Here is a 21340-nt window from a genome sequence, read left to right as displayed (position 1 = left end):
GGGCGCGCAAGGCATGGCCATTGATCAGCTAGACTGTGCTGTACACCGATGAAGGCTTGACGGCCGTTGACCGGTGTTTCCACCCACTCATCAGCGGCGTGACCCTCACGCCGGGCCCGTCCTTGTGATCGGCACCGCGGTAGCGCGCGGGGCAGCCTCGAGACGTGCCATGTCCCGGAGGTTTGTTTTGCCATCAATGTCCGAAGGTCGTTCCGAGCGCTCTTTCAGCCGCGGCAAGCCGCGTCGCCGCTCGGGCCGCCAGGGCAACTCCCGTCCGCAGGCGCGGGTCGAGGAGCCGATCGTCGCCGAGCACTTCGAGAGCACGCTGCCGGAAGGCCCGCTGCCCTCGTTCGCTGAGCTCGGCCTGGCAGACGCGCTGATCAAGTCGCTCGTCGCCAACGAAATCACCGCACCGTTCCCCATTCAGGCCGCCACCCTGCCCGACGCGATGTCGGGCCGGGACATCCTCGGCCGTGGCCAGACGGGCTCCGGCAAGACGCTGGCGTTCGGCCTCGCCATGCTGAGCCGCCTCGCGGGCGGCCGCTCGACGCCGCACAAGCCCCGCGGCCTGATCCTGGTTCCGACCCGCGAGCTCGCGATGCAGGTGGAGACGGCGCTCATGCCGCACGCCCGCGCGCTCAACATGTGGTGCCGCGTCGTCGTCGGCGGCACGTCGTTCCCGCGCCAGATCGATCACCTGCGCCGCGGCGTCGACCTGCTGATCGCCACGCCTGGCCGTCTGTCCGACCACGTGCGCCAGGGCACCTGCGACCTGTCCCAGGTCGAGATCACCGCGCTGGACGAGGCCGACCAGATGGCGGACATGGGCTTCATGCCCCAGGTCCGCGCGATCCTCGACCTGACCCCGCAGGACGGCCAGCGCCTGCTGTTCTCCGCGACGCTCGACGGCGACGTGGACAAGCTGGTCCGCCAGTACCTGCACAACCCGGTGACGCACTCGGTGGCCCCGGCCACCGCGAGCGTCACGACGATGGATCACCACCTGCTGTTCGTGTCCGCTGAGGACAAGCAGAACGTGGTGACCGAGGTGGCCGCGCGCGAGGGCCGCACGATCATGTTCGTGCGCACCAAGCACCACGTCGACCGCCTCGCCAAGAAGCTCCGTTCCGTCGGCGTCCACGCGGGCGCCCTGCACGGCGGCAAGGCGCAGAGCGCCCGCACCCGCGTGCTCGGCGAGTTCCGCGAGGGCACCACGCCGGTTCTCATCGCGACCGATGTGGCGGCCCGCGGCATCCACGTGGACGACGTCTCGCTCGTCGTGCACGTCGACCCGCCGGCCGACCCGAAGGACTACCTGCACCGCGCCGGCCGCACGGCTCGCGCCGGTCAGTCCGGCACGGTCGTCACACTGGTCACGCACGACCAGCGGCGCGCCGTCCAGGGCATGGCCGCCCGTGCGGGCATCCGCCCGGAGAGCACGAAGGTGCGCCCCGGCGACGACGACCTGATCCGCATCACGGGTGCCCGCACCCCGAGCGGTGAGCCGGTGATCGAGCGCGAGAAGCCGGCCCGTCGCGGTGGCGGTGGCGGACGCCGTTTCGGCGCCCCGGCCGCCGGTGGCCGCGGTGAGTACCGCGGCGGCTCCGGCCGTCGTACCGAGGGCGGCGAGTTCCGCAGTGGACCGCGTCGTCCCTCCGGTGAGAGCGGCGAGCTCCGCAGCGGCCCGCGCCGCTCGGAGCGCTCAGAGGGCGGCCGTGCTTTCGGCCGGACCGAGCGCACCGGCCGTCCGCGCCGGGCTCCGCAGCACTGACACGACGAGCAAAGGCCGCCTCTCCCGTGCCGGGGAGGCGGCCTTTGCCGTGTCAGCCCGCCCTGCGGTCCACGAGCGGCATCAGGTCCAACGCGGGTTCCGCGAACCAGGCGGCGGCACGCTCCTGCTTCTCCGAACGCACCGCGCGGGGCAGCTGGTCGGCCACGACGTCGCGCACCAGGCAGTGCCGGAAGCCGTATTCGATCTCGCCCGTCTCGCTGTTGCGGCCCTGGCGGCGCAGGAAGTCCCGTTGTTCCAGCAGTTCCAGCGCCTTGGCGACGTCACCGGGCTCTCGCTGACCGGTAGCGGCCACCGCGCCGGGGGACACGAGATCACCTCCCACGGCGGCGTCCCCGAGGACTGCCTTCACCGCCAGTGGCAGTGAGTCCAGCTGAGCCGTGATCACACTGCGCACGGGAGGCGGCATCGGCAGGCCGCCATCGTTGTGCACACAAGGCATGCGCGGGTCGGACACCATCCGCGCGTACTCGGTCGCGAAGAACGGGTTGCCGCCCACGCACGAGACCAGGGCCTGCCGCAGTTCGGCGGACAGTTCCCGAGCCTCCAGCAGCGAGTTCAACAGGCTGTGGGTGCCGTTGTGCGACAACGGTTCCAAGCTGATCGTGGTGGCGTTGCGCTTGCCTCCGAACCAAGAACGACGGCGCTGCAACAGCTCCGGCCGCGCGGTGGCGATCACAAACAGCCGGCTTGTTCGCTCAGCTCCTCCACGAAGTCGAGCACGATGTCGTTGGCCCGGTGCACGTCCTCCAGGAAGACGACCAGCGGCCCGGAATCGGCGATCTCCTCCAGGAACCGCCGCCACGCCGGGAAGTCGGCCGGCACCTCGGGCGACGTCCCGGCCAGCCCGGCGAGGCTCGAGTGCAGCCGATCGGCCAGCTCTGCGGCACCGACCAAAGAAGACAGAGCGGCGCGCAGGTTCTCGGGCGACGCGAAGCCGCGCACGACGTCGGACAACGGGCCGTAGCCGTGGTCGTCACCGAAAGCGGTGGCGGTGCCGCACAACGCCATGACCGGAGACGTGCAGGCGGCGGCCAATTCGGAGACCAGCCGGGTCTTGCCCACGCCCGCCTCGCCCAGCACGGTCACGAAGTGCGGGCGGCGGCGCACGCGAACCTCGTCCAGAAGCCCTTGCAGCACAAGGAGTTCACGTTCGCGCTCGACGAACGGCACGGGAACCCGGGCACGGCGGGTCGCGCCGCGCGGGCAGATGCACGAGACCGCCTGCCGGCCGCCGGTCGGGGCGGGGTCGGCGGCCCACGTCACCGACGCACTCGCGGCACGGGTCGCGGTGCAGGGACGGACGGCGCCCAGCGGTGCGAGTGCTGTCGGCTGACGGTCGCTGACCGGACTACGTGGTCGGCACCAGCGAGTCGATCATCTTCTGCAGCTCGGCCTCCTTGGGCAGCGGCGGGTTCGTGCCACCACCACCGCCCTCCAGGTCGCCGTTCACCACCAGCGCGTGCAGCTTGTTGCTGCCGTTGAGCACGACGACCTTGACCGCGCCCTTGCTCGCCAGGCACTTGTTGGCCGACTGGGTGATCGTGGCGTCGACCTGCACGCCCTCGACGACGACCTTCTTGCCGTCCTTCTGGGTGTGCTGGATCTGCACGGCCTTGGGCTGCGTCAGCGTCACCTGCGGGGTGCCGCCCGACGCGTAGAACTGCTCGGCCACGGCCTTGGTGAAGTCGGTCGCGGTCTGGTTGATGTCGCCCTTGGGGAGCAGCGCGCCGCCGTTGGTGCCCTTCGTGAACGGCTTGCCCTCGCACTCGTAGTCGCCGTAGGTGGTGACGGCGGACAGCGAGATGCCGGGGAACTTGTCGATCGGGATCCGCGCGTCGCTCACGACGTCCCAGTTCTTCGGGACCTCGTAGTTGTAGCCGAGCGACGTCTCGACGCACTGCACGCCCTCGTTCTTGCAGGCGCCGGTGGTCGGCTGCGACGAGGCACTGGTCGGGGTGGTCGGGTTGTTCTGCGCGTTCGGGTCGCCCGAGCCGCGCGAGAGCAGGTACCACGTCAGGCCGCCGCCGGCCAGCAGCACCAGCACGACGGCGCCGAGCACCAGCCAGAGGGTCTTCTTGCTCTTCGGCGGTTCGCTGTCGAAGCCGCCGTAGACGCCCAGGCCGCCGTACTGGCCGTAGCCCTGCTGCGGGAAGCCGCCCTGCTGCGGGTAACCGCCCTGGTCCGGGAAGCCGCCCTGCTGGGAGAAACCGCCCGTCTGCGGAGGGCCGCCGGCCTGGTAGCCACCGCCCGAGTAGTCACCACCCTGCTGCTGGCCCCAGCCCTGCTGGTCGTTCCAGCCGCCCTGTCCGCCGCCACCTGGGTAAGTCACGGGGAAACGGTACCTGGTGGGTCTGACGGGGCTTAATTCATCAAGCGTTGACTTCGACGGTGCGCCGGGCGTACCGTTCCATCAAATTCAACGTGTGATGAACAAATGGAGGTCAGTGATGCGCACCGCGCTGGTCACCGCCGTCGCAGGCGCGGTGGTGGCGTTTCTCCTGGGACTGCTGACATTCGGCGTGCAGGCGACCGTGCACCCGCACGACGTCCCGCTCGCCGTGGTGGCGCCTCCGCCGATCGCGGAACGCGTCAGAGCCGCCGACTCGGCCGAGGTCGACATCAGAGCCGTGGACGCGGCCGAGGCCCGGACCCTGCTGGCGGACAAGGAGGTCTACGGGGTTCTGGAGATCTCACCCGGCCAGGCGACGATCCGGCTCAACCCCGCGGTCAACCCGTCCGGCACGCAGGTCGCGCAGCAGGTGCTGACCGGTGTCGCCCAGGGCGCCGGGCTGCCGGTCAAGACGGAGACCCTGGCCGTCACAGCGGCCGAACGCACAGCGCCGCTCGCCGCGAGCGCACTGCTGTGGGTCGGCGGGATGGTCGCCGGGCTGTTGTTCGTGGTGCTGAAGGGAAGGCGGTTCCGGCTGCTGTCGGCGCTCACCACGTCCGTGCTGGTCGTCGGCGCGGTCATCGGCCTGCTCGCGTGGTGGGGCGTCACGTTCGGCGCGGCCGCGATCACGTTCATGTTCGCCGTCGCCGTGTCGTTCGCCCTGCTGCAAGCCGGGCTGTTCAAGCACCTCGGCATCCGCGCGATGGGCGTTCTCGGCCTGCTCTACCTGATGGCGCCCGCGGTGGCGGGTCAGGTGCCGGAACTGCTCAACCCGGCCTACAAGGCGGTCCTGTGGTCGTGGACGCCGTTCCGGTTCTCGACGGAAGGCCTGCGCAGCCTCATGTACGACGGCTCCATCAGCACCGAGTGGTGGGTGTTCGGCGGGATCGCGCTCGTCGGCCTGGTGCTGCTGCTAGCCGGCAAGGAAGCTCAGCCGGACCGTCCGGACGGGGTTGTCGACGTTGGTGTCGACCAGGCAGATGGACTGCCACGTCCCGAGCGCCAGCACACCGCCTAGCACCGGGATCGTCGCGTACGGCGGCACCAGCGCGGGCATCACGTGGTCACGACCGTGACCGGGGGTGCCGTGCCGGTGCCGCCACTTCACGTCGCGGGGCAGGATGCGCTCCAACGCGGTCAGCAGGTCGTCGTCGCTGCCCGCACCCGTCTCGATGATGGCGACGCCGGCGGTCGCGTGCGGCACCCACACGTGCAGCAGGCCGTCGCCGGTCTCGTCGTCGAGGAACCGCTCGCACTCACGCGTGAGGTCGTGGACGACCTCCTCGGAACCGGTGCGGATCTGGATCTCCTCGCTGCGCATGGCTTCAGATCTTACGAACGATCCGGGCGGGGTTGCCGACCGCGAGCACGTGATCAGGCAAATCACGCGTCACGACACTGCCGGCGCCGACCACCGTGTTGTCGCCGACCGTGACTCCGGGACACACGATCACGCCACCGCCGAACCACACCCTGTCGCCGATGACGATCGGCGCGGTCGTCTCCCAGCCCGCGATCCGGGCCTCGTGGTCCTCTATCGGGTGCAACGCCGTCAGCAGCTGCACGCGCGGTCCCATCATCACGTTGTCGCCGATGGTGACCAGCCCGCAGTCGAGGATGATGCCGTCGTAGTTCATGAAGCTGTTCGAGCCGATGCGCGTGTTGTAGCCGTACTCGATCTGCAGGCGGGGCAACAGGACCGTGTTCTCGCCGATCTCCGCGACGAAGTCCTTCAGCAGAGCGTGCATGCCCTCGTAGTCGCCCGGTTCGGAGGCGTTGTAGCGGATCATCAGGCGCTGGGCCCGCTGCCGGTCGTCCTCCAGTTCGGGGTCCATCGAGAGGTACGGCTCGCCGTTGATCATCTTCTCGCGGTTGGTTCCCAAGGTGGTCCCTTCAAGCGGTGTAAGCGCGACGGTAGTCAGTGGGCGGGACACCGACATGGGCGGTGAAGTGGCGGCGCAGGTTCGCCCCCGTCCCCAGGCCGCACCGCCCAGCGACCTGTTCCACGGACAGCGAGGTCGTCTCCAGCAACGCCTGGGCGTGGGCGACGCGCTGGGCGAGCAGCCACTGCAACGGCGTGCTGCCCGTGGCGTCATGCAGGCGGCGGAAGAACGTGCGCTGGCTCATCCCGGCGCGGCGGGCGAGCTCGGCGACGGTGAGCGGCCGTTCGAGGTGCCGCACCGCCCACTCCAGCACCGGCGCGATGCTGTCGTCGTCGGTCTCGGGCACGTGCCGGGTGACGAACTGGGCCTGGCCCCCGGTGCGGTGCGCGGGCACGCACAGCTTGCGGGCCAGCTGGTTGGCCACGTGCGCGCCGAGGTCCTGGCGCACCAGGTGCAGGCACAGGTCGAGCCCGGCGGCCGCGCCCGCGCTGGTGAGGACGTTGCCGTCCTCGATGTAGAGCACGGAGTCGTCGACCTCGACCCGCGGATACCGGCGGGCCAGACGGTCCGTGTAGGACCAGTGCGCGGTGGCGCGGCGGCCGTCGAGCAACCCGGCTTCGGCGAGCACGAACGCTCCGTTGCACAACGCGGCGATGCGCACGCCGTGGTCCGCCGCGTCCTGGAGTTCCTTGACCAGCAACGGGTTCAGCGGCTCGGTCCCGTCGAGAACGGCCTGCGGGACGGACGGGACGATGATCGTGTCCGCCCCGTGCAGACCTTCCAGGCCGTGCTCGGGGTTGAGCGTCCAGCCGTTCCCGGCCCGCGGTGCCGCGGGGTCCAGGCCGCACAACCGCATCGTGTACCAGGGATCGAAGTGGTCGACGCCGAACACCACGCACGCCAGCCCGGCCTCGTACACGTCCCAGAGAGCCGGCGCGTCGTCGTCGGTCACCAAGATCGCCACCACGCTCATGCCACCAGGCTAGCTGGCAGCAATCGTTCGACAGGAGGCATTTCTGCCACTGTCGGTGCGCGGCGCGACTTGCGAGGGTGGTGAACATCAACCACAACCCTTGGGGGACAACGCAATGCGATCCGATGTTGCCGTGCTCGGCCTCGGTCAGATGGGTTCGGCACTCGCGGAGGCATTCCTGCGCGCCGGGCACCGCGTCACGGTCTGGAACCGCTCGCCCGCCAAAGCCGAACCGTTGGTGGCACAGGGGGCTCAGGCGGCGAGCTCGGCCGTGGAGGCGCAACGCTCGGCACCTGTCGTCGTGGCCTGCGTGCTCGACTACCCGGCACTGACCGAGATCCTCGACCCCGAGCTGCCCGGCATCCTGGTCAACCTCACCTCGGGCTCACCGGAACAGGCCCGTGAGATGGCCGGGCGCGGCGGGCGCTACGTCGACGGCGGCATCATGACCACCCCGCCGGGCATCGGCGACCAGCGCTCGATGATCCTCTACAGCGGCGACCAGGACGCCCTCGCCGAGGCGTCCGGCCTGTTGTCGGCGCTGGCCGAGCCGATCAACCTCGGCGCAGACCCCGGCCTGGCCGCCCTGTACGACACGGCACTGCTCGGCATCATGTGGTCCACGCTCACCGGGTGGCTGCACGCCACCGCACTCGTCACCGCCGACGGCGCCACCGCCGAGCACTTCACGCCGCTGGCCACCCGCTGGCTCGGCCCGGTCGCGGGGTTCATCAGCAGCTACGCGCCGCAGGTCGACTCCGGTTCCTACCCCGGTTCGGACGCGACGCTCGACGTACATCTGGCCACGCTGGACCACCTCGTGCACGCCAGCGAAGTGCGGAAGGTCGACGCGGCGCTGCCGCGGTTGCTGCACGACTACGCGCGGAGGGCGGTCGAATCCGGTCATGGCGCGGACGGCTGGGCCCGGATCATCGAACTGCTGCGGGCGGCCTGAGATGGACTGGTCCACACTGCTCGACGCCACGACCGACGACTGCGTGCGGGTCCTGGGCACGCTGCCGGAAGACGGTTTCTCCCGCCACGCCAACGGTTTGAACTGGTCCTGCCGCGTGACGCTCGACCACGTCGTCGAGGGCCTGCTCGGCTACACGGCCCTGTTGACCACTCGTGCGGAGCGCCGCTGGACCAGCCTGCACGGCAGCCTGCGCGCCGAGTCCCTGGAGCACTGCCTGGAGGGTGTCGCGACCGCCGCCACGTTGCTGTCGCGCACAGTCGCCGCGGCCACTCCGGACGCGCGGGCGTGGCACCCGTGGGGCACTTCGGACGCGGCCGGGTTCGCCGCGATGGGCATCACCGAGCTGACGATGCACACGCACGACATCACTCGGGCCTTCGGCGTGGAGTGGCGGTCAGAGCACTGCGCGCCCGTGGTCGAGCGGCTGTTCCCTGACGCACCACGGCATTCCGACCCGTTCGCGCTGCTGCTGTGGTGCACCGGACGCGGTGAGCTACCCGGCGTGCCGCGACGAGAGCAGTGGCAGTGGTACGGAGCGGTCGCCGCGTAGATTCGCGTCATGCGCGTGCTCTTCGCGAGCATGGCCACCGTCGGCCACACCTACCCGTTGACCCCGCTGGCGCTGGCACTGCGCAACACCGGGCACGACGTCCACTTCGCGGTCGGCGACGAGATGCATCCCGAGCTGAACAGGCTTGGGCTGCAGCCGTTCCGTCCGGGCCTGGTCTTCGGCGAGATCTACGCCGAGGACATCAGGCCGGAGCTGGAACGCCTCCTGCCCGACCTGGTGATCAGCGGGTGGGCCGTGCCCGAGGTGTTCAAGGAGGCGCGCAGGCGGGCGTTCCCGGTGCTGTGGCACGGCTTCGGCCGCATGTTCCCGGACGGCATCGGGCTCACGCGCCCGGACGGTGGCAGGCACATCGACATCTGCCCGCCCTCGTTGCAGGACGCCGGCTTCCAGGACGACCGCATCCTGCTGCGGCCGGTGCCGCACTCAGCTCCCGATGAGGTGCCCCAGCGCACCCACGACAAGCTGATCTACCTCACGCTCGGCACCGCGTTCGGCACGGAGTCCGTGCTCACCACGGCCATCGCGGAGCTCGGGAAGCTGGACGCGCAGGTGGTCGTCGCCGCACCCCGCGTCCAGCTCACCGGCCTGCCACCGAACCTCACGGTGCACCCGTGGCTGCCGCAGACCGAGGTGATCAGGCAGGCGGACGTCGTCGTCCACCACGGCGGCAGCGGCACGATGCTGGCTGCTCTGGCCGAGGGGGTCCCACAGGTCGTGCTGCCACAAGGCGCCGACCAGTTCGGCAACGCCGCCGCTGTCGTCGAAGCCGGTGCGGGCGTGCGGCCGGACGCGGTGAGTGCCGAGGCGGTCGCGGAGTGCGCACGACTGTTGCCGATGGACGGAGAACACAGAAAAGCTGCAGGTCAGATGGCGGAAGAGATACGTCACATGCCTTCGCCGCAGGAAGTTGCGGACAGTCTGGCGGACGTTGTGTAACACTGTTTTTTATGAAGGCAAGCCGCCTGCGCCTGGGCATGAACCTGTGGCCGCCGTTCCTGTTCGCCGGGATCCGCGTTGTCGAGATCTCGCCGGACTACCGGTACGCGCGCGTCAAGATGCGTCTGCGCCCGTGGAACCGCAACTTCTTCGGCACCCACTTCGGTGGCTCGCTGTTCGCGATGACCGACCCGTTCTGGGTGCTGCTGCTGTTCAACCAGCTCGGCGGCGAGCACGTGGTGTGGGACCAGGCGGGCGAGATCGAGTTCGTCGCGCCCGGCCGCGGCACCGTCTACGCCGAGTTCCGGCTGACCGACGAGCACGTCGAGCGGGTGCTGGACCAGACCGCGTCCGGGGAGAAGGCGTTGATCTGGTTCGAGACGGACGTCGTGGGGCAGGATGGAACCGTGATCGCAAAGGTGAAGAAGCAGGTCTACGCGCGACGTAAGCGCGGTAAGCAGCTCGCCCATGCGTGAGGCGTTCGGGGCGGTCTTCGACATCGAGCCCGGTTACCTCAACACGGCGTCCATCGGCGTGCCTCCGCGGCACGTCGCCGACGCGGTCGCGGCCTCGCACGAACGATGGCGGCGCGGCCAGGACACGTCGTCGTCCTTCAACGAGGTCGTCGAGACCTCACGTGCGGCGTTCGGCCGGTTGATCGGGGTGCCCGCGACATCGGTCGCATGCGGCGCCACGGTCTCGCAGTTCGTGTCGATGGTCGCGCAGGCGTTGCCGGCGGGCTCGAAGGTCTTCCTGCACGACGGCGAGTTCACCAGCGTGACGCTGCCGTTTGTCGCGGCCGGGCACAAGATCGTGTCCACTGTGGACGAAGCGGATCTCGTCGCGCTGAGCGTGGTCCAGTCGGCGGACGGTGCGATCGCGGACCTCGAAGCGTTGCGGGCGTCGGGCAAGCCGGTGCTGCTCGACGTCTCGCAGGCCGCGGGGTGGATGCCGTTGTCGCTGGCGTGGGCCGACTTCGTCGTCGGTGTCGCCTACAAGTGGCTGATGGCACCGCGCGGCGCGGCCTGGATGGCGGTGCGGCCGGACCGGATGGACTTTCTCAGACCGGTGGCCGCGAACTGGTACAGCACCGAGGAGAACTACGGGATCGAGCTGCTGCTCCGTCCGGACGCACGGCGGTTCGACCTCTCGCCGACATGGTTCGCACACGTGGGTGCCGCCGTGGCGCTCCCGTGGATCGCCACACTCGACCTGGAGGCCGTGCGCGCGCACTGCGTGAATCTGACGGATCACCTGCTGACCGGACTGGGACTCAGCCCCCACGGCTCGGCGATCGTCTCGGTTGACGTGCCCCACATCCCCGGCGTCGTGTCGTCGATTCGCGCAGGCAGGACGCGGTTCGCCTGTCACCTGTACAACACGGTCGAGGACGTGGATCGGGTGCTCAAAGCGCTTGGCTGACCGCCGTCCGTTACCGTGGGTCCTTGTGTCGGAACCACGCCAGTCACCTGAAGAGGTGACCCAGAACCTGCCTCGCTTCCCACCGAGGCCAACCGACACCGCGCCGCTCTACCCGGCCGACGAGCTGATGAAGCTCCAGTCGATCATGGACAACCGCCAGGGGCAGCTGCCCCCGCAGCCGCCGTCACCGCCGCGCAGGACGACGTGGGTGGGCAAGGCGCTGGCGCTCGTCGGCGTCGCGGTGGTGTCGGGGTTCGTGTGGTGGGTGTTGCAGCCGTCGGACCCGGTGGACCAGCCCGTGGCGCAGCCGCAGAAGACCGCGGGGGAGTTCGAGTTCACCACCGTGCCGCAGCTGCCGGAGCCGGTGAAGGACAGCGACTGCGCGGCCCACGCGACGGGGCAGACGCAGGCGTTCCTCAAGACCACGCCGTGCCTGCAGCTGACGCGGGCCTTCTACACGGCCAAGCTGCCCGACGGCAGGGCCGTGTTCTCGTCGGTGTCCGTGGTGAAGATGCGGACGGCCGACGAAGCCAGGCAGCTGCGGGAGCTGACCCAGAAGGACGGCACCGGCAACGTCAAGGACCTGGTCCTGGACAAGGCGATCAGCGTGCCGCCGCTGACCACGCTGGCCAACGGCGGGTACGCCTCCGAGCAGCGCGACCAGCTGGTCGTGATCGTCGAGTCCGACTCGCCGGTCAAGTCCGCCGACGCGCTCACCCACAACAAGGAGATGAAGAAGGTCTCCGCGGACGCGATCAGGCTCGCGTCCTCCTTCGGCAGCTAACCGGCTAGCCGGAGGCGACACCCGGCATCGCGATCGATGCCGGGGTGGTTCCGGCGGCCTTGCGCCACCGGGTCGCGCGCACCGCCGCCGTCGTCAGCGCCTCCAGCGCCGTGGTCCGCAGCGCCGCGTCGTCGGTGCGCTCCAGCACCCCGCGCCACGCGGCACAGGTGTCCTGTTCGACGGCGACGAGCGCCGCGAGCGCGGACGGCCCGTCCGAGACGGGTGACGGCGGCAGGTAGGCGGCGGCGGGCGGGTTCGGCGTCGCGTTCTGGTCCCGCAGCCACCGCTCGGTCGTGTCCCGGCGCGCGCGGTGCGCGTTCGAGCCCTCCGCGACGGCAGCGGCCTGGTTGCCCAGGAACGCCGCCACCATGCCGTAGGTCCACAACGCCGCGTGCTCGGTGCCGAGCGCGGTCTGAACGGCGTCCACGTTCACGAGAGCACCTCCCGCAGCGAGGCGCAGCCCGCGGCCACCGAACCGACGAGACCGGCGCGGTAGGTGGGCACCTTGGCGACGAGGGCCGACGCCTCGCGCACCGCGTCGTCGAGCGCGGTCCGCAGCGCCGCCAGCGGATCCGGCGGAGTGGGCGGGATGGTGGGCGCCGGCGGGGCCGTCGAGGAGAGCGGGGGCCGTTCGCGGTCGACCTCCGCCTGCAGCAGGCCGGCGTGGGTCTCACGAGCCTTGGCGATCTCCGCGGCCGCGGGCACCGTGGTCAGCGTCTTCGCCAGCGCTGCGTCCGCACGGGCCTGAGCCGCGAGCGCCGACAACGGGTCCGGCGGCGGTGGCGCGGGAGGTTCTGTGGTGCACGCAACGGCGAGCGGTGCGACGGCCACCGCGAACAGCACACGGCGGCGGCTGACCGATTCGGAGATCACGCGAACCCATATTGCCAGCAGCCGTGCGGCGCGGTGGGAGGCGGGCAAAGGAGATAGTCTGGGCGTCCACGGCCGCCGAAACACCGTCGGCCGGGGTTTTCATGCGTTCGAACTGAAGGAGACACCACGTGTCCAGCCCGCCGCGCGGAGAGCTTGCCGCGCAGCTAGCACCCGTTGTGCGGGAAGCGCTCGAAGCGATCGGCTTCGACCTCGACGCACTCGACGTGAATCAGGCTGGGCGCCGCCGTCTGGTCAAGGTCGTGGTGGACGGCGAGGACGGCATCGGGCTCGACGAGGTCGCCGAGGCGAGCCGGGTGGTCTCCGCCGCGCTCGACGCGCACGACCATCTGATCAACGGGCCGTACACCCTCGAGGTCACCTCGCCGGGTGTCGACCGCCCGCTCACCCGCCCGCGCCACTGGAAGCGCGCGCACCTGCGTCTCGTGAAGATCAAGCAGCCGGAGCAGGTCGAGTGGTTCGGCCGGGTCGGCGAGTGCGACGAGACCGGTGTCGAGCTGCTGCACCAGGGCGAGCTGAAGCGCGTGGAGTACCGCCACATCGAACGCGCGGTCATGGAGATCGAGTTCAAGCAGCCGCCGGTCGAAGAACTGGCTCGGCTCACTCGGAAAGCACCGAAGGAGGAGCCGAGGTGAACGTCGACATCGCCGCCCTCAGGGCGATCGAACGTGAAAAGGACATCCCCTTCGAGACGGTCCTCGAGGCGATCGAGTCAGCACTGCTGACCGCCTACAAGCACACCGAAGGGCATCACTCGCACTCGCGAGTGGAGATCGACCGCAAGACCGGGGTCGTGCGCGTGCTCGCGCAGGAGCTGGGTCCGGACGGCGCGGTGCAGGAGGAGTGGGACGACACTCCGGAAGGCTTCGGCCGCATCGCCGCGACCACCGCGCGCCAGGTGATCCTGCAGCGCCTGCGCGACGCGGAGCACGAGCGCACCTTCGGCGAGTTCGCCGCCAAGGAGGGCGAGATCATCGCCGGTGTGGTGCAGCGCGACGCCCGCGCGAACGCCCGCGGCATGGTCGTCGTCCAGGTGGGCGACACCGAGGGCGTGCTGCCGCCGGCCGAGCAGGTGCCGGGGGAGCAGTACAACCACGGCGAGCGCATCAAGTGCTACGTCGTGAGCGTGTCCCGCGGTGCGCGCGGACCGCAGATCGCTCTCTCGCGGACGCATCCGAACCTCGTGCGGCGGCTGTTCGCCCTCGAGGTGCCGGAGATCGCGGACGGCACCGTGGAGATCCCCGCGGTGGCACGTGAGGCAGGTCACCGTTCGAAGATCGCGGTCCGTTCGACGGTCTCCGGCGTGAACGCGAAGGGCGCCTGCATCGGCCCGATGGGTGCCCGTGTGCGCAACGTGATGCACGAGCTCGGCGGTGAGAAGATCGACATCATCGACCACTCGGACGACCCCGCTACTTTCGTCGGGAATGCTTTGTCACCTGCGAAGGTTGTGTCCGTACGGGTGCTCGACGAGCGTGCCAAGACGGCACGTGTCGTGGTGCCGGACTTCCAGCTGTCGCTGGCGATCGGCAAGGAGGGGCAGAACGCCCGCCTGGCCGCCCGCCTGACCGGCTGGCGCATCGACATCCGCAGCGATGCGGAGTCTCCGGCTGCCGGAGCAGTCACATCCAGTTCGGCCGAATGAGCTCCAGGGGATAGACTCATCAACGGTTCAACGTCGGGTTCGGTCACCCAACACATCGGCCCTGTTCGCACGTGCATTGGATGCCGTACCCGGACGTTGCCCTCTGAGCTGCTGCGTGTGGTCGCGGTGGACGGTTCGGTGGTTCCGGACGTCCGCAGGCGGCTTCCTGGTCGGGGTGCTTGGTTGCATTTCGATCTCGAATGTCTGCGCAACGCCGAGCGGCGACGGGCGTTCTCGAGGGCCCTCCGGGTCCAGGGGGCACTCGACGTCGCTTTGTTGCGCGAGCACTTGGAGCAGCACGGGAACAAGGCCTCGGGACAGCCCCGAGGTCAGCAAGAAACAAGGAAGCAGGTCGACCCGTCATGAGTCAGCCGTGAAGCTGAAGACATGAACGCGCGACGTTAAGACGAGGTCGATGGGACTTGCCCGCCGGCCTCACGACCAAGGAGAGCAGTGGCAGGCAAGGCCCGCGTGCACGAGCTCGCGAAAGAGCTCGGTGTTACGAGCAAGGAAGTTCTCAACAAGCTCGCCGAACAAGGTGAGTACGTGAAGTCCGCGTCCTCGACCGTCGAGGCCCCCGTGGCCCGGCGGCTTCGTGACGCCTACGAAGCCAAGTCCTCGAAGCCGTCGGCTCCCAAGCCGGCCGCTCCGAAGCCCAAGGCACCCGCACCCGCTGCTGCCGCAGCGCCCGCCGCCCCGGCGGAGTCGAAGCCGGCAGCCACGACGGACAGCAAGCCCGCTGCGCCCAAGGCCGTTCCCGGCCCGAAGCCCGCGGCTCCGCGTCCCCCGGCCCCCAAGCCCGCGCCCGCCGCTCCGGCCGCGCAGGCTCCGGCCACGCCCGTCCAGCAGCCCGAGGCTCCGGCCGCCGCCGCACCGGCACCCGCCGCGTCGGCTCCGGCCGCTCCCAAGGCTGCCCCGGCTCCCGGCGGCAAGCCGGGTGGCCCGCGTCCGGGCCCGCGCCCGGCTCCGCAGCAGCAACAGCCCCAGCAGCCGCAGGCTCCGGCCGCGTCCGCTGGTGCGCAGACCCCGTCCGTGGTGCCGCCGCGCACGCAGGCTCCCAAGCCTGCCGGCCCGCGTGCCCCGCGTCCGGGCAACAACCCCTTCGGCGTCGGTGGCGGCAACGCTCCCGGCCCGCGTCCTGGACCTCGTCCCGGCCCGCGTCCGGAGCAGGGCGGCGACCGCCCCTCCGGCCCGAAGCCCGGTGACCCGCGTCCTGCCGGTCCCCGTCCGGCGGCTGCCCAGGGTGGCGGCCGTCCTGCTCCCGGTCAGGGCGGACCTCGTCCTGCTCCCGGCCAGGGTGGGCCTCGTCCCGCTCCCGGTCAGGGCGGTCCTCGCCCCAACCCGGGCAACATGCCTCCGCGCCCGAACCCCGGCATGATGCCGGGCCGTCCGGCCGGCAACCGTCCTGGCCCTGGTGGCGGCGGTGGCCGTCCCGGTGGCGGTGGCGGTGGCGGCGGTCGTCCCGGTGGGGGCGGCGGCGGTGGCGGCTTCCGCGGTGGCGGTGGTGGCGGTGGCGGCGGCGGTGGCGGCTTCCGCGGTGGCGGTGGCGGTGGCGGTGGCGGCGGCTTCCGTCCCGGTGGCGGCGGTGGCGGTGGCGGTGGCTTCCGTCCCGGCGGTGGTGGCGGTGCCGGTGGCGGCGCCCCGGCCGGTGGTGGCGGCGGTTTCCGCGGTCGTCCCGGTGGTGGCGGCGGCGCAGGCCGCGGCGGTACCGCTGGTGCCTTCGGTCGTCCGGGTGGTCCGGCGCGTCGTGGACGCAAGTCCAAGCGGCAGAAGCGCCAGGAGTACATGGACAACATGCAGGCGCCTTCGGTCGGTGGCGTCCGCCTGCCCAAGGGGCAGGGCGAGACGATCCGGCTGCCGCGCGGTGCCTCGCTGACCGACTTCGCCGACAAGATCAACGCCAACCCGGCGTCGCTCGTGCAGGTGCTGTTCCACCTGGGCGAGATGGTCACGGCGACCCAGTCGGTGTCCGACGAGATCCTGGAGCTGCTCGGCTCCGAGATGAACTACGTCGTGCAGGTCGTGTCCCCCGAGGAGGAGGACCGCGAGCTGCTCGAGACGTTCGACATCACCTACGGCGAGGACGCCGGTGACGAGGACGACCTGCAGGTTCGCCCGCCGGTCGTGACCGTCATGGGTCACGTCGACCACGGTAAGACGCGACTCCTCGACACCATCCGCAAGGCGAAGGTGCACGAGGGCGAGGCCGGTGGCATCACCCAGCACATCGGTGCGTACCAGGTGGAGACCGAGCTCGAGGGCAACCCGCGGCTCATCACCTTCATCGACACCCCCGGTCACGAGGCGTTCACCGCCATGCGTGCCCGTGGTGCGAACGCGACCGACATCGCGGTCATCGTCGTCGCCGCTGACGACGGCGTGATGCCGCAGACGGTGGAAGCGATCAACCACGCCCAGGCGGCCTCCGCGCCGATCGTGGTCGCGGTGAACAAGATCGACAAGGAGGGTGCGAACCCCTCCAAGATCCGTCAGCAGCTGACCGAGTACGGCCTGGTCGCCGAGGAGTACGGCGGCGACACGATGTTCGTCGACATCTCCGCGAAGCAGGGCATCAACATCGACAGCCTCCTCGATGCCATCCTGTTGACCGCCGACGCTTCGCTGGACCTCCGCGCCAACCCGGACATGGAGGCCCAGGGTGTCGCGATCGAGGCGCACCTCGACCGCGGGCGCGGTCCGGTCGCCACGGTGCTGGTCCAGCGCGGCACGCTCCGCGTCGGCGACTCGATCGTCGCGGGCGATGCCTACGGCCGCGTCCGCCGCATGGTGGACGAGCACGGCGACGACGTCCACGACGCGACCCCGTCGCGTCCGGTGCAGGTCATCGGCCTCACGTCGGTGCCGCGCGCAGGTGACTCGTTCCTCGTCGTCGACGAGGACCGCGTCGCCCGCCAGATCGCCGAGCGTCGTCAGGCCCGCACCCGCAACGCGCAGAACGCCGCGAAGCGCAAGCGCGTCAGCCTGGAAGACCTGGATGCGGCGCTGAAGGAAACCAGCGCTCTCACCTTGATCATCAAGGGTGACAACTCGGGTACCGTCGAGGCCCTCGAGGACGCGCTCATGAAGATCGAGGTCGGCGACGACGTCGAGCTGCGCGTGATCCACCGCGGTGTCGGTGGCATCACCGAAGGCGACATCAACCTCGCCGTGGCCGGTTCCGCCATCGTCCTGGGCTTCAACGTCCGGGCCGAGGGCAAGGCGACCGAACTCGCGAACCGCGAGGGTGTGGACGTCCGTTACTACACGGTCATCTACCAGGCGATCGACGAGATCGAGGCGGCCCTCAAGGGTCTCCTCAAGCCGGAGTACGAAGAGGTCCAGCTCGGCCGCGCCGAGATCCGCGACGTCTTCAAGTCCTCCAAGGTCGGCACGATCGCGGGCTGCATGGTCCTGTCGGGCGAGATCCGCCGCAACGCGCGCGCTCGCCTGATCCGTGACGGCAAGGTGATCGCGGAGAACCTCCCGATCAGCTCGCTCAAGCGGTTCAAGGACGACGCCACCGAGGTCCGCGAAGGTTTCGAGTGTGGTCTCACGCTCGGCAACTACAGCGACCTCAAGCTCGAGGACGTCATCGAGACCTACGAGATGCGCGAGAAGCCGCGCGCCTGATAGGCCTGGATGGGGGTGCGGAGCCGTTTAACCGGTGGCTCCGCACCCTTTTCTTCTGGAGGATCTTGCCCATGTACGTGGGGGCTCTGGAACTGGACGTGCTTTTGGGCGACGTCCACTCGTTGAAGGAGAAGCGCTCGGTGGTCCGGCCCGTCGTGGCCGAACTGCGCAAGCGCTTCGAAGTTGCCGCTTCCGAAGCCGGTCATCAGGATCTGCATCGGCGCGCGTTGATCGGTGTTGCCGCGGTCTCCGGTGATGCGGCGCATGTCAGGGAAGTCCTGGCCGGCTGTGAAAGGCTGGTCGCAGGACGACCCGAACTGGAACTGCTCTCCGCCCGCACGCGTCTCGTCGGGCCGGAGGACGACTAGGAAGGGGAGGCTCGTGGCCGACACGGCACGTGCCCGCAAGCTCGCCAAGAGGATCTCGCAGATCGTCGCTTCCGCTCTGGAGCACGAGGTCAAGGATCCTCGGCTGGCTCGGGTCACCATCACCGACACGAAGGTGACCGGGGACCTGCACGACGCGACCGTGTACTACACGGTTCTCGGCGAGCGGTTGGATTCCGAGCCCGATCTCGCCGGAGCCGCCGCGGCTCTGGAAAAGGCCAAGGGTGTGCTGCGGTCCATGGTCGGGCAGCAGACCGGGGTCCGGTTCACGCCCACTTTGACGTTCATCACGGACACCGTGCCGGACACGGCGCGGAAGATGGATGAGCTGCTGGCCCGCGCTCAGGCGGCTGACGCCGAGGTGGCCCGGCTGGCGGCAGGGGCTCAGCCCGCCGGCGAGGCGGATCCTTACAAGGCGCCTCGTGAGGACGAGGACGACGACTGATCGTCCGCGTGTGGGGTGGGACGGAACCACCCCACCTCGCGTTGTCAGGCGCGGTCACCTCGTCAGACCGCGGAAATGGTCTTGTCGGTGGGTGCCCTGCGGCACATTGCGATCGTGAGCAGCTAACGTCTCCCTGTGGCAGATGACCTGAGCACCACCATTGCCGAGGCTGCGCGGTTACTGGCCGACGCCCGTGATGTGACCCTGTTCGGCCACATCAACCCCGACGCGGACACGCTCGGGAGTGCGTTGGCGGTGGGGCTCGCGCTGCATCGGCGCGGAGTCGTGGTGCGCGTGGCCTTCGGTGAGCCGGAGGACGTGCCCGAAAGTTTGAAGGCCTTGGACACGGCCGGGCTGCTGGTGCACAGAGACGACGTGCCGCAGGAGCCCGAGCTGCTCGTCGTCATGGACACCGGAAGCTTGCAGCGGCTGGGGCCGCTCGCTGACCGGGTTGAGCGGGCCAAGGGGCCCGTCATCGTCATCGACCACCACGTGTCGAACACGCGCTACGGCACGTTGCACTGCATTGACGAGCACGCCGAGGCCACAGCGCTCATCGCGCTTCGACTGCTCGACGAGATGGGCGTTGAAGTCGACGAGCCGATCGCGCGGTGCATCTACGCCGGGCTTGTGACGGACACCGGGGGCTTCCGGAAGGCAGGGCCCGCGGCGCACGAGACGGCGGCCCGGCTGTTGCAGACCGGCGTCGATGCGTACAGCGTCACTCGTCCGTTGATGGACGCGCATCCGTTCGCTTACTTGGGCATGTTGTCGCGAGTGCTCGCCAAGGCCGAGCTGGACGAGCGTGCCGCCGGCGGGCTAGGGCTCGTGCACGCCGTTGTGGGCATGGACGACGCGCGGGACGTGCGCAGCGAGGAGGTGGAGAGCGTGATCGACGTCGTGCGCTCCGCATCCGAGGCCGAGGTGGCCGCTGTGCTGAAGGAGTTGCGGCCCGGGTTCTGGTCGGTCTCGCTACGAGCCGTCAGCCAGGTCGATGTGCGTGAGGTGGCGCAGGCGCTCGGCGGTGGTGGGCACCGGCTGGCGGCCGGATTCACGTTCGACGGGGCCGCGGAGCAGGTCGTCGCCGCGCTCAAGGGCGCGTTGGAGCGGGTGGAGTCATGACCAGGACAGGAAGCCCGCGGCTGCTGCGGGAGATCAACGACCGGGCGGCCATCGAAACGTTGCTGCGCAGCGGCGCGATGACACGCGCCGAACTGGAAGAGGTCATCGGCCTCTCCAAGCCCGCGACAGCGCAGCTGCTGGCGCGGCTCGAAGAAGACGGCATGGTCGTCCGCACCGGCTTGCGCGGCGGCGGCCGTGGCCCGCGCGCCCAGATGTGGGCCGTCAACGGCGGCGTGGGGCACGTGGCGGCCGTAGCGCTGACGCCGGACCTCATCGACGTGGCCATCGCGGACATCACCGGCTCGCTGCTGGCCGAACACAGCGCGCCGATGCCCAAGGAGAACACCCTGGCGGCGTTCCGCGAGACCGTGCAAAAGGCAGCGGCGCTGGCCGGCCTGCGCCTGGACGCCCTGTCCCACGTCGTGGTCGGCACGCCGGGCGCGGTCGACCCCGCCACCGGCCACCTGGGCTTCGCGCCGCACCTGCCGGGACTCGTGGACGTAGACCTCCCCGCAACCCTGCGCGAGCTGCTGGGCACGTCGGTGTCGATCGAGAACGACATCAACCTGGCCGCCCTGGAGGAGATGAGCTCCGGCAAGGCCGTGGGCGTGCGCAACTTCGTGCTCTTCTGGCCAGCCGACGAGATCGGCTCGGCAGTCGTGGTCAACGGCGTGCTGCTGCGCGGCGTCACCGGCGGCGCGGGCGAGATCGACTCGATGCAGGTACCGGGCGGACGCTACGGCGACCAGGTGGACAGCGACGCCATCGTGGCGCTGGCCGCCACCCACGGCATCTCCGCCGACTCCGGCCTGGAGGCCGTCGCACACGCGCTGACCACCGGCACCGAGGGACGCGCGTTTTTGTCAGACCTCGCTCGTAGGATCGCTTTGGGTCTGGCGAACGTGGTGTGCGTGCTCGATCCGGAACTGGTGCTGCTGTCGGGCGGAGTGGCACAGGCCGGCGGCGAGACGTTGTGCGAGCTGGTGTCGTCGGAACTGCGCAAGCTGGTGGTGCCGCGCACTCCGGTGCAGCTCGCGCAGATCACCGCCAACCCCGTGCGCTCGGGAGCTCTGCACTCGGCTCTCGCGGTGGCTCGGGAGCGGGTGTTCGGCTTGCCGCAGCGGGCTTAGGTCGGCTTTGGCGGCTGGTCCGCGTCCTGCGGATCTGTTCGGTGTTCGTGTGGGTCTCTGATGGTGTTGCTGTCGGAGGGCTTCCTCGGGCGCGGTTGTTGCGGACGGGTGTGCGGGGCGTGGTCTTGGTCGCTCGTGCGGCTGAGACGTGTCCTGAGGGTTCGTTCGGTGCCGTCGTCTTCGTGCGGGTTTCTGATGGTGTTGCTGTCGGAAGGCTTCTCGGGCGCGGCTGTAGGAGGCTTCGCGGTCGCGGCTGTTGTGGACGGGTGTGCGGGGCGTGGTCTTGGTCGCTCGAACGGCTGATCCGTGTCCCGAGAGCTCGTTCGGCGCCGTCGTGTTCGTGCGGACATCTGGCGGCGTCGCCG

The 21340-nt window shown here is 70.0% G+C and carries 24 protein-coding genes; 16 read left to right on the top strand and 8 right to left on the bottom strand.

What is annotated here, in order from left to right; all coding sequences use genetic code 11:
- Nucleotides 1-196 precede the first annotated feature (196 nt).
- A complete protein-coding gene (locus ABFX45_RS16250) occupies nt 197-1771 on the top strand; it encodes a DEAD/DEAH box helicase (protein WP_109633858.1) in 1575 nt (524 codons plus the stop codon).
- Nucleotides 1772-1823: 52 nt separating this feature from the next.
- Here the strand turns inward: ABFX45_RS16250 and ABFX45_RS16245 are convergent, their stop codons facing one another.
- The 3 genes from ABFX45_RS16245 to ABFX45_RS16235 all read right to left on the bottom strand — a co-directional run bounded on the left by ABFX45_RS16245 (nt 1824) and on the right by ABFX45_RS16235 (nt 4121).
- Nucleotides 1824-2468, bottom strand: coding sequence for a hypothetical protein (locus ABFX45_RS16245; protein WP_109633856.1), 645 nt, complete (start codon nt 2466-2468; stop codon nt 1824-1826).
- Nucleotides 2465-3055 carry an AAA family ATPase gene (locus ABFX45_RS16240; protein WP_346130750.1) on the bottom strand — a complete coding sequence of 197 codons (591 nt, stop codon included), beginning with the start codon at nt 3053-3055 and terminating at the stop codon, nt 2465-2467. The genes ABFX45_RS16245 and ABFX45_RS16240 overlap by 4 nt, the downstream gene beginning before the upstream one ends.
- A gap of 85 nt (nt 3056-3140) precedes the next feature.
- On the bottom strand, nt 3141-4121 hold the full coding sequence (locus ABFX45_RS16235) for a DUF8017 domain-containing protein (protein WP_346130748.1): 981 nt from the start codon (nt 4119-4121) through the stop codon (nt 3141-3143).
- Nucleotides 4122-4239: 118 nt separating this feature from the next.
- On the opposite strand from ABFX45_RS16235, the gene ABFX45_RS16230 reads away from it, so the two are divergent.
- Nucleotides 4240-5199 (top strand): ABC transporter permease, encoded by a 960-nt coding sequence (locus tag ABFX45_RS16230; RefSeq protein ID WP_233439298.1) that lies wholly within the window; start codon nt 4240-4242, stop codon nt 5197-5199.
- Here the strand turns inward: ABFX45_RS16230 and ABFX45_RS16225 are convergent.
- The 3 genes from ABFX45_RS16225 to ABFX45_RS16215 are packed head-to-tail and all read right to left on the bottom strand — an operon-like array spanning nt 5095 to nt 7037.
- Nucleotides 5095-5502 (bottom strand): secondary thiamine-phosphate synthase enzyme YjbQ, encoded by a 408-nt coding sequence (locus ABFX45_RS16225; RefSeq protein ID WP_109633846.1) that lies wholly within the window; start codon nt 5500-5502, stop codon nt 5095-5097. The genes ABFX45_RS16230 and ABFX45_RS16225 overlap by 105 nt on opposite strands.
- Nucleotides 5503-5506: 4 nt before the next feature.
- On the bottom strand, nt 5507-6064 hold the full coding sequence (locus ABFX45_RS16220) for a sugar O-acetyltransferase (protein ID WP_346130745.1): 558 nt from the start codon (nt 6062-6064) through the stop codon (nt 5507-5509).
- A gap of 10 nt (nt 6065-6074) precedes the next feature.
- Nucleotides 6075-7037 carry a GlxA family transcriptional regulator gene (locus ABFX45_RS16215; RefSeq protein WP_112229828.1) on the bottom strand — a complete coding sequence of 321 codons (963 nt, stop codon included), beginning with the start codon at nt 7035-7037 and terminating at the stop codon, nt 6075-6077.
- A 115-nt stretch (nt 7038-7152) separates the two neighbouring features.
- On the opposite strand from ABFX45_RS16215, the gene ABFX45_RS16210 reads away from it, so the two are divergent.
- From ABFX45_RS16210 to ABFX45_RS16185, 6 genes are read left to right on the top strand one after another with little or no spacing between them, the layout of a single operon-like run.
- Entirely contained in the window at nt 7153-7992 is an 840-nt protein-coding gene (locus ABFX45_RS16210; RefSeq protein ID WP_346130743.1) for an NAD(P)-dependent oxidoreductase, read from the top strand.
- Between the two features lies 1 nt (nt 7993).
- On the top strand, nt 7994-8563 hold the full coding sequence (locus ABFX45_RS16205) for a maleylpyruvate isomerase N-terminal domain-containing protein (RefSeq protein WP_346130741.1): 570 nt from the start codon (nt 7994-7996) through the stop codon (nt 8561-8563).
- A gap of 9 nt (nt 8564-8572) precedes the next feature.
- Nucleotides 8573-9520, top strand: coding sequence for a glycosyltransferase (locus ABFX45_RS16200; protein ID WP_346130739.1), 948 nt, complete (start codon nt 8573-8575; stop codon nt 9518-9520).
- An 11-nt stretch (nt 9521-9531) separates the two neighbouring features.
- Nucleotides 9532-9996 carry a DUF4442 domain-containing protein gene (locus tag ABFX45_RS16195; protein WP_109633833.1) on the top strand — a complete coding sequence of 155 codons (465 nt, stop codon included), beginning with the start codon at nt 9532-9534 and terminating at the stop codon, nt 9994-9996.
- On the top strand, nt 9989-10942 hold the full coding sequence (locus ABFX45_RS16190; RefSeq protein WP_346130737.1) for an aminotransferase class V-fold PLP-dependent enzyme: 954 nt from the start codon (nt 9989-9991) through the stop codon (nt 10940-10942). Before ABFX45_RS16195 ends, ABFX45_RS16190 begins: the two co-directional genes overlap by 8 nt.
- Before the next feature lie 55 nt (nt 10943-10997).
- The gene (locus tag ABFX45_RS16185) at nt 10998-11726 is read left to right on the top strand and encodes a hypothetical protein (RefSeq protein ID WP_109633829.1); all 729 of its coding nucleotides are present in this window, start codon (nt 10998-11000) and stop codon (nt 11724-11726) included.
- A gap of 4 nt (nt 11727-11730) precedes the next feature.
- On the opposite strand, the gene ABFX45_RS16180 is transcribed toward ABFX45_RS16185, so the two are convergent.
- On the bottom strand, nt 11731-12159 hold the full coding sequence (locus tag ABFX45_RS16180; RefSeq protein WP_346130735.1) for a ferritin-like domain-containing protein: 429 nt from the start codon (nt 12157-12159) through the stop codon (nt 11731-11733).
- Nucleotides 12156-12599 carry a hypothetical protein gene (locus ABFX45_RS16175; RefSeq protein WP_233439296.1) on the bottom strand — a complete coding sequence of 148 codons (444 nt, stop codon included), beginning with the start codon at nt 12597-12599 and terminating at the stop codon, nt 12156-12158. Before ABFX45_RS16175 ends, ABFX45_RS16180 begins: the two co-directional genes overlap by 4 nt.
- A gap of 128 nt (nt 12600-12727) precedes the next feature.
- Here ABFX45_RS16175 and rimP point away from each other — a divergent pair, with 128 nt between their 5' ends.
- The 8 genes from rimP (at nt 12728) to ABFX45_RS16135 (ending at nt 20975) form a co-directional block, all read left to right on the top strand.
- On the top strand, nt 12728-13252 hold the full coding sequence (rimP, locus tag ABFX45_RS16170) for a ribosome maturation factor RimP (RefSeq protein WP_109633824.1): 525 nt from the start codon (nt 12728-12730) through the stop codon (nt 13250-13252).
- Complete coding sequence (nusA, locus tag ABFX45_RS16165) at nt 13249-14262, top strand: transcription termination factor NusA (protein WP_109633822.1); 1014 nt, start codon at nt 13249-13251, stop codon at nt 14260-14262. Before rimP ends, nusA begins: the two co-directional genes overlap by 4 nt.
- An 18-nt stretch (nt 14263-14280) precedes the next feature.
- Nucleotides 14281-14628 carry a YlxR family protein gene (locus ABFX45_RS16160; RefSeq protein WP_109633819.1) on the top strand — a complete coding sequence of 116 codons (348 nt, stop codon included), beginning with the start codon at nt 14281-14283 and terminating at the stop codon, nt 14626-14628.
- Between the two features lie 87 nt (nt 14629-14715).
- Complete coding sequence (gene infB, locus ABFX45_RS16155) at nt 14716-17892, top strand: translation initiation factor IF-2 (RefSeq protein WP_346130732.1); 3177 nt, start codon at nt 14716-14718, stop codon at nt 17890-17892.
- A gap of 71 nt (nt 17893-17963) precedes the next feature.
- Complete coding sequence (locus ABFX45_RS16150) at nt 17964-18260, top strand: DUF503 domain-containing protein (protein ID WP_109633814.1); 297 nt, start codon at nt 17964-17966, stop codon at nt 18258-18260.
- A gap of 13 nt (nt 18261-18273) precedes the next feature.
- Nucleotides 18274-18723 (top strand): 30S ribosome-binding factor RbfA, encoded by a 450-nt coding sequence (gene rbfA / locus ABFX45_RS16145; RefSeq protein ID WP_109633811.1) that lies wholly within the window; start codon nt 18274-18276, stop codon nt 18721-18723.
- A 135-nt stretch (nt 18724-18858) separates the two neighbouring features.
- On the top strand, nt 18859-19845 hold the full coding sequence (locus tag ABFX45_RS16140) for a DHH family phosphoesterase (protein ID WP_109633809.1): 987 nt from the start codon (nt 18859-18861) through the stop codon (nt 19843-19845).
- Complete coding sequence (locus ABFX45_RS16135) at nt 19842-20975, top strand: ROK family transcriptional regulator (protein WP_109633807.1); 1134 nt, start codon at nt 19842-19844, stop codon at nt 20973-20975. The genes ABFX45_RS16140 and ABFX45_RS16135 overlap by 4 nt, the downstream gene beginning before the upstream one ends.
- Nucleotides 20976-21340 lie beyond the last annotated feature (365 nt).

Source organism: Lentzea roselyniae (assembly GCF_039537795.1).
GTDB classification, from domain to species: domain Bacteria; phylum Actinomycetota; class Actinomycetes; order Mycobacteriales; family Pseudonocardiaceae; genus Lentzea; species Lentzea atacamensis.
Note: the sequence above shows the minus strand (reverse complement) of the source record. Positions and strands in the feature narration are given on the sequence as shown.

Excerpts from the sequence above, each read along its gene's own strand:
- ABFX45_RS16250 (WP_109633858.1), top strand. The coding sequence starts at position 197 with ATGTCCGAAGGTCGTTCCGAGCGCTCTTTCAGCCGCGGCAAGCCGCGT.
- ABFX45_RS16230 (WP_233439298.1), top strand. The coding sequence starts at position 4,240 with ATGCGCACCGCGCTGGTCACCGCCGTCGCAGGCGCGGTGGTGGCGTTT.
- ABFX45_RS16225 (WP_109633846.1), bottom strand. The coding sequence starts at position 5,502 with ATGCGCAGCGAGGAGATCCAGATCCGCACCGGTTCCGAGGAGGTCGTC.
- ABFX45_RS16215 (WP_112229828.1), bottom strand. The coding sequence starts at position 7,037 with ATGAGCGTGGTGGCGATCTTGGTGACCGACGACGACGCGCCGGCTCTC.
- ABFX45_RS16210 (WP_346130743.1), top strand. The coding sequence starts at position 7,153 with ATGCGATCCGATGTTGCCGTGCTCGGCCTCGGTCAGATGGGTTCGGCA.
- ABFX45_RS16205 (WP_346130741.1), top strand. The coding sequence starts at position 7,994 with ATGGACTGGTCCACACTGCTCGACGCCACGACCGACGACTGCGTGCGG.
- ABFX45_RS16200 (WP_346130739.1), top strand. The coding sequence starts at position 8,573 with ATGCGCGTGCTCTTCGCGAGCATGGCCACCGTCGGCCACACCTACCCG.
- ABFX45_RS16195 (WP_109633833.1), top strand. The coding sequence starts at position 9,532 with ATGAAGGCAAGCCGCCTGCGCCTGGGCATGAACCTGTGGCCGCCGTTC.
- ABFX45_RS16190 (WP_346130737.1), top strand. The coding sequence starts at position 9,989 with ATGCGTGAGGCGTTCGGGGCGGTCTTCGACATCGAGCCCGGTTACCTC.
- ABFX45_RS16150 (WP_109633814.1), top strand. The coding sequence starts at position 17,964 with ATGTACGTGGGGGCTCTGGAACTGGACGTGCTTTTGGGCGACGTCCAC.
- ABFX45_RS16135 (WP_109633807.1), top strand. The coding sequence starts at position 19,842 with ATGACCAGGACAGGAAGCCCGCGGCTGCTGCGGGAGATCAACGACCGG.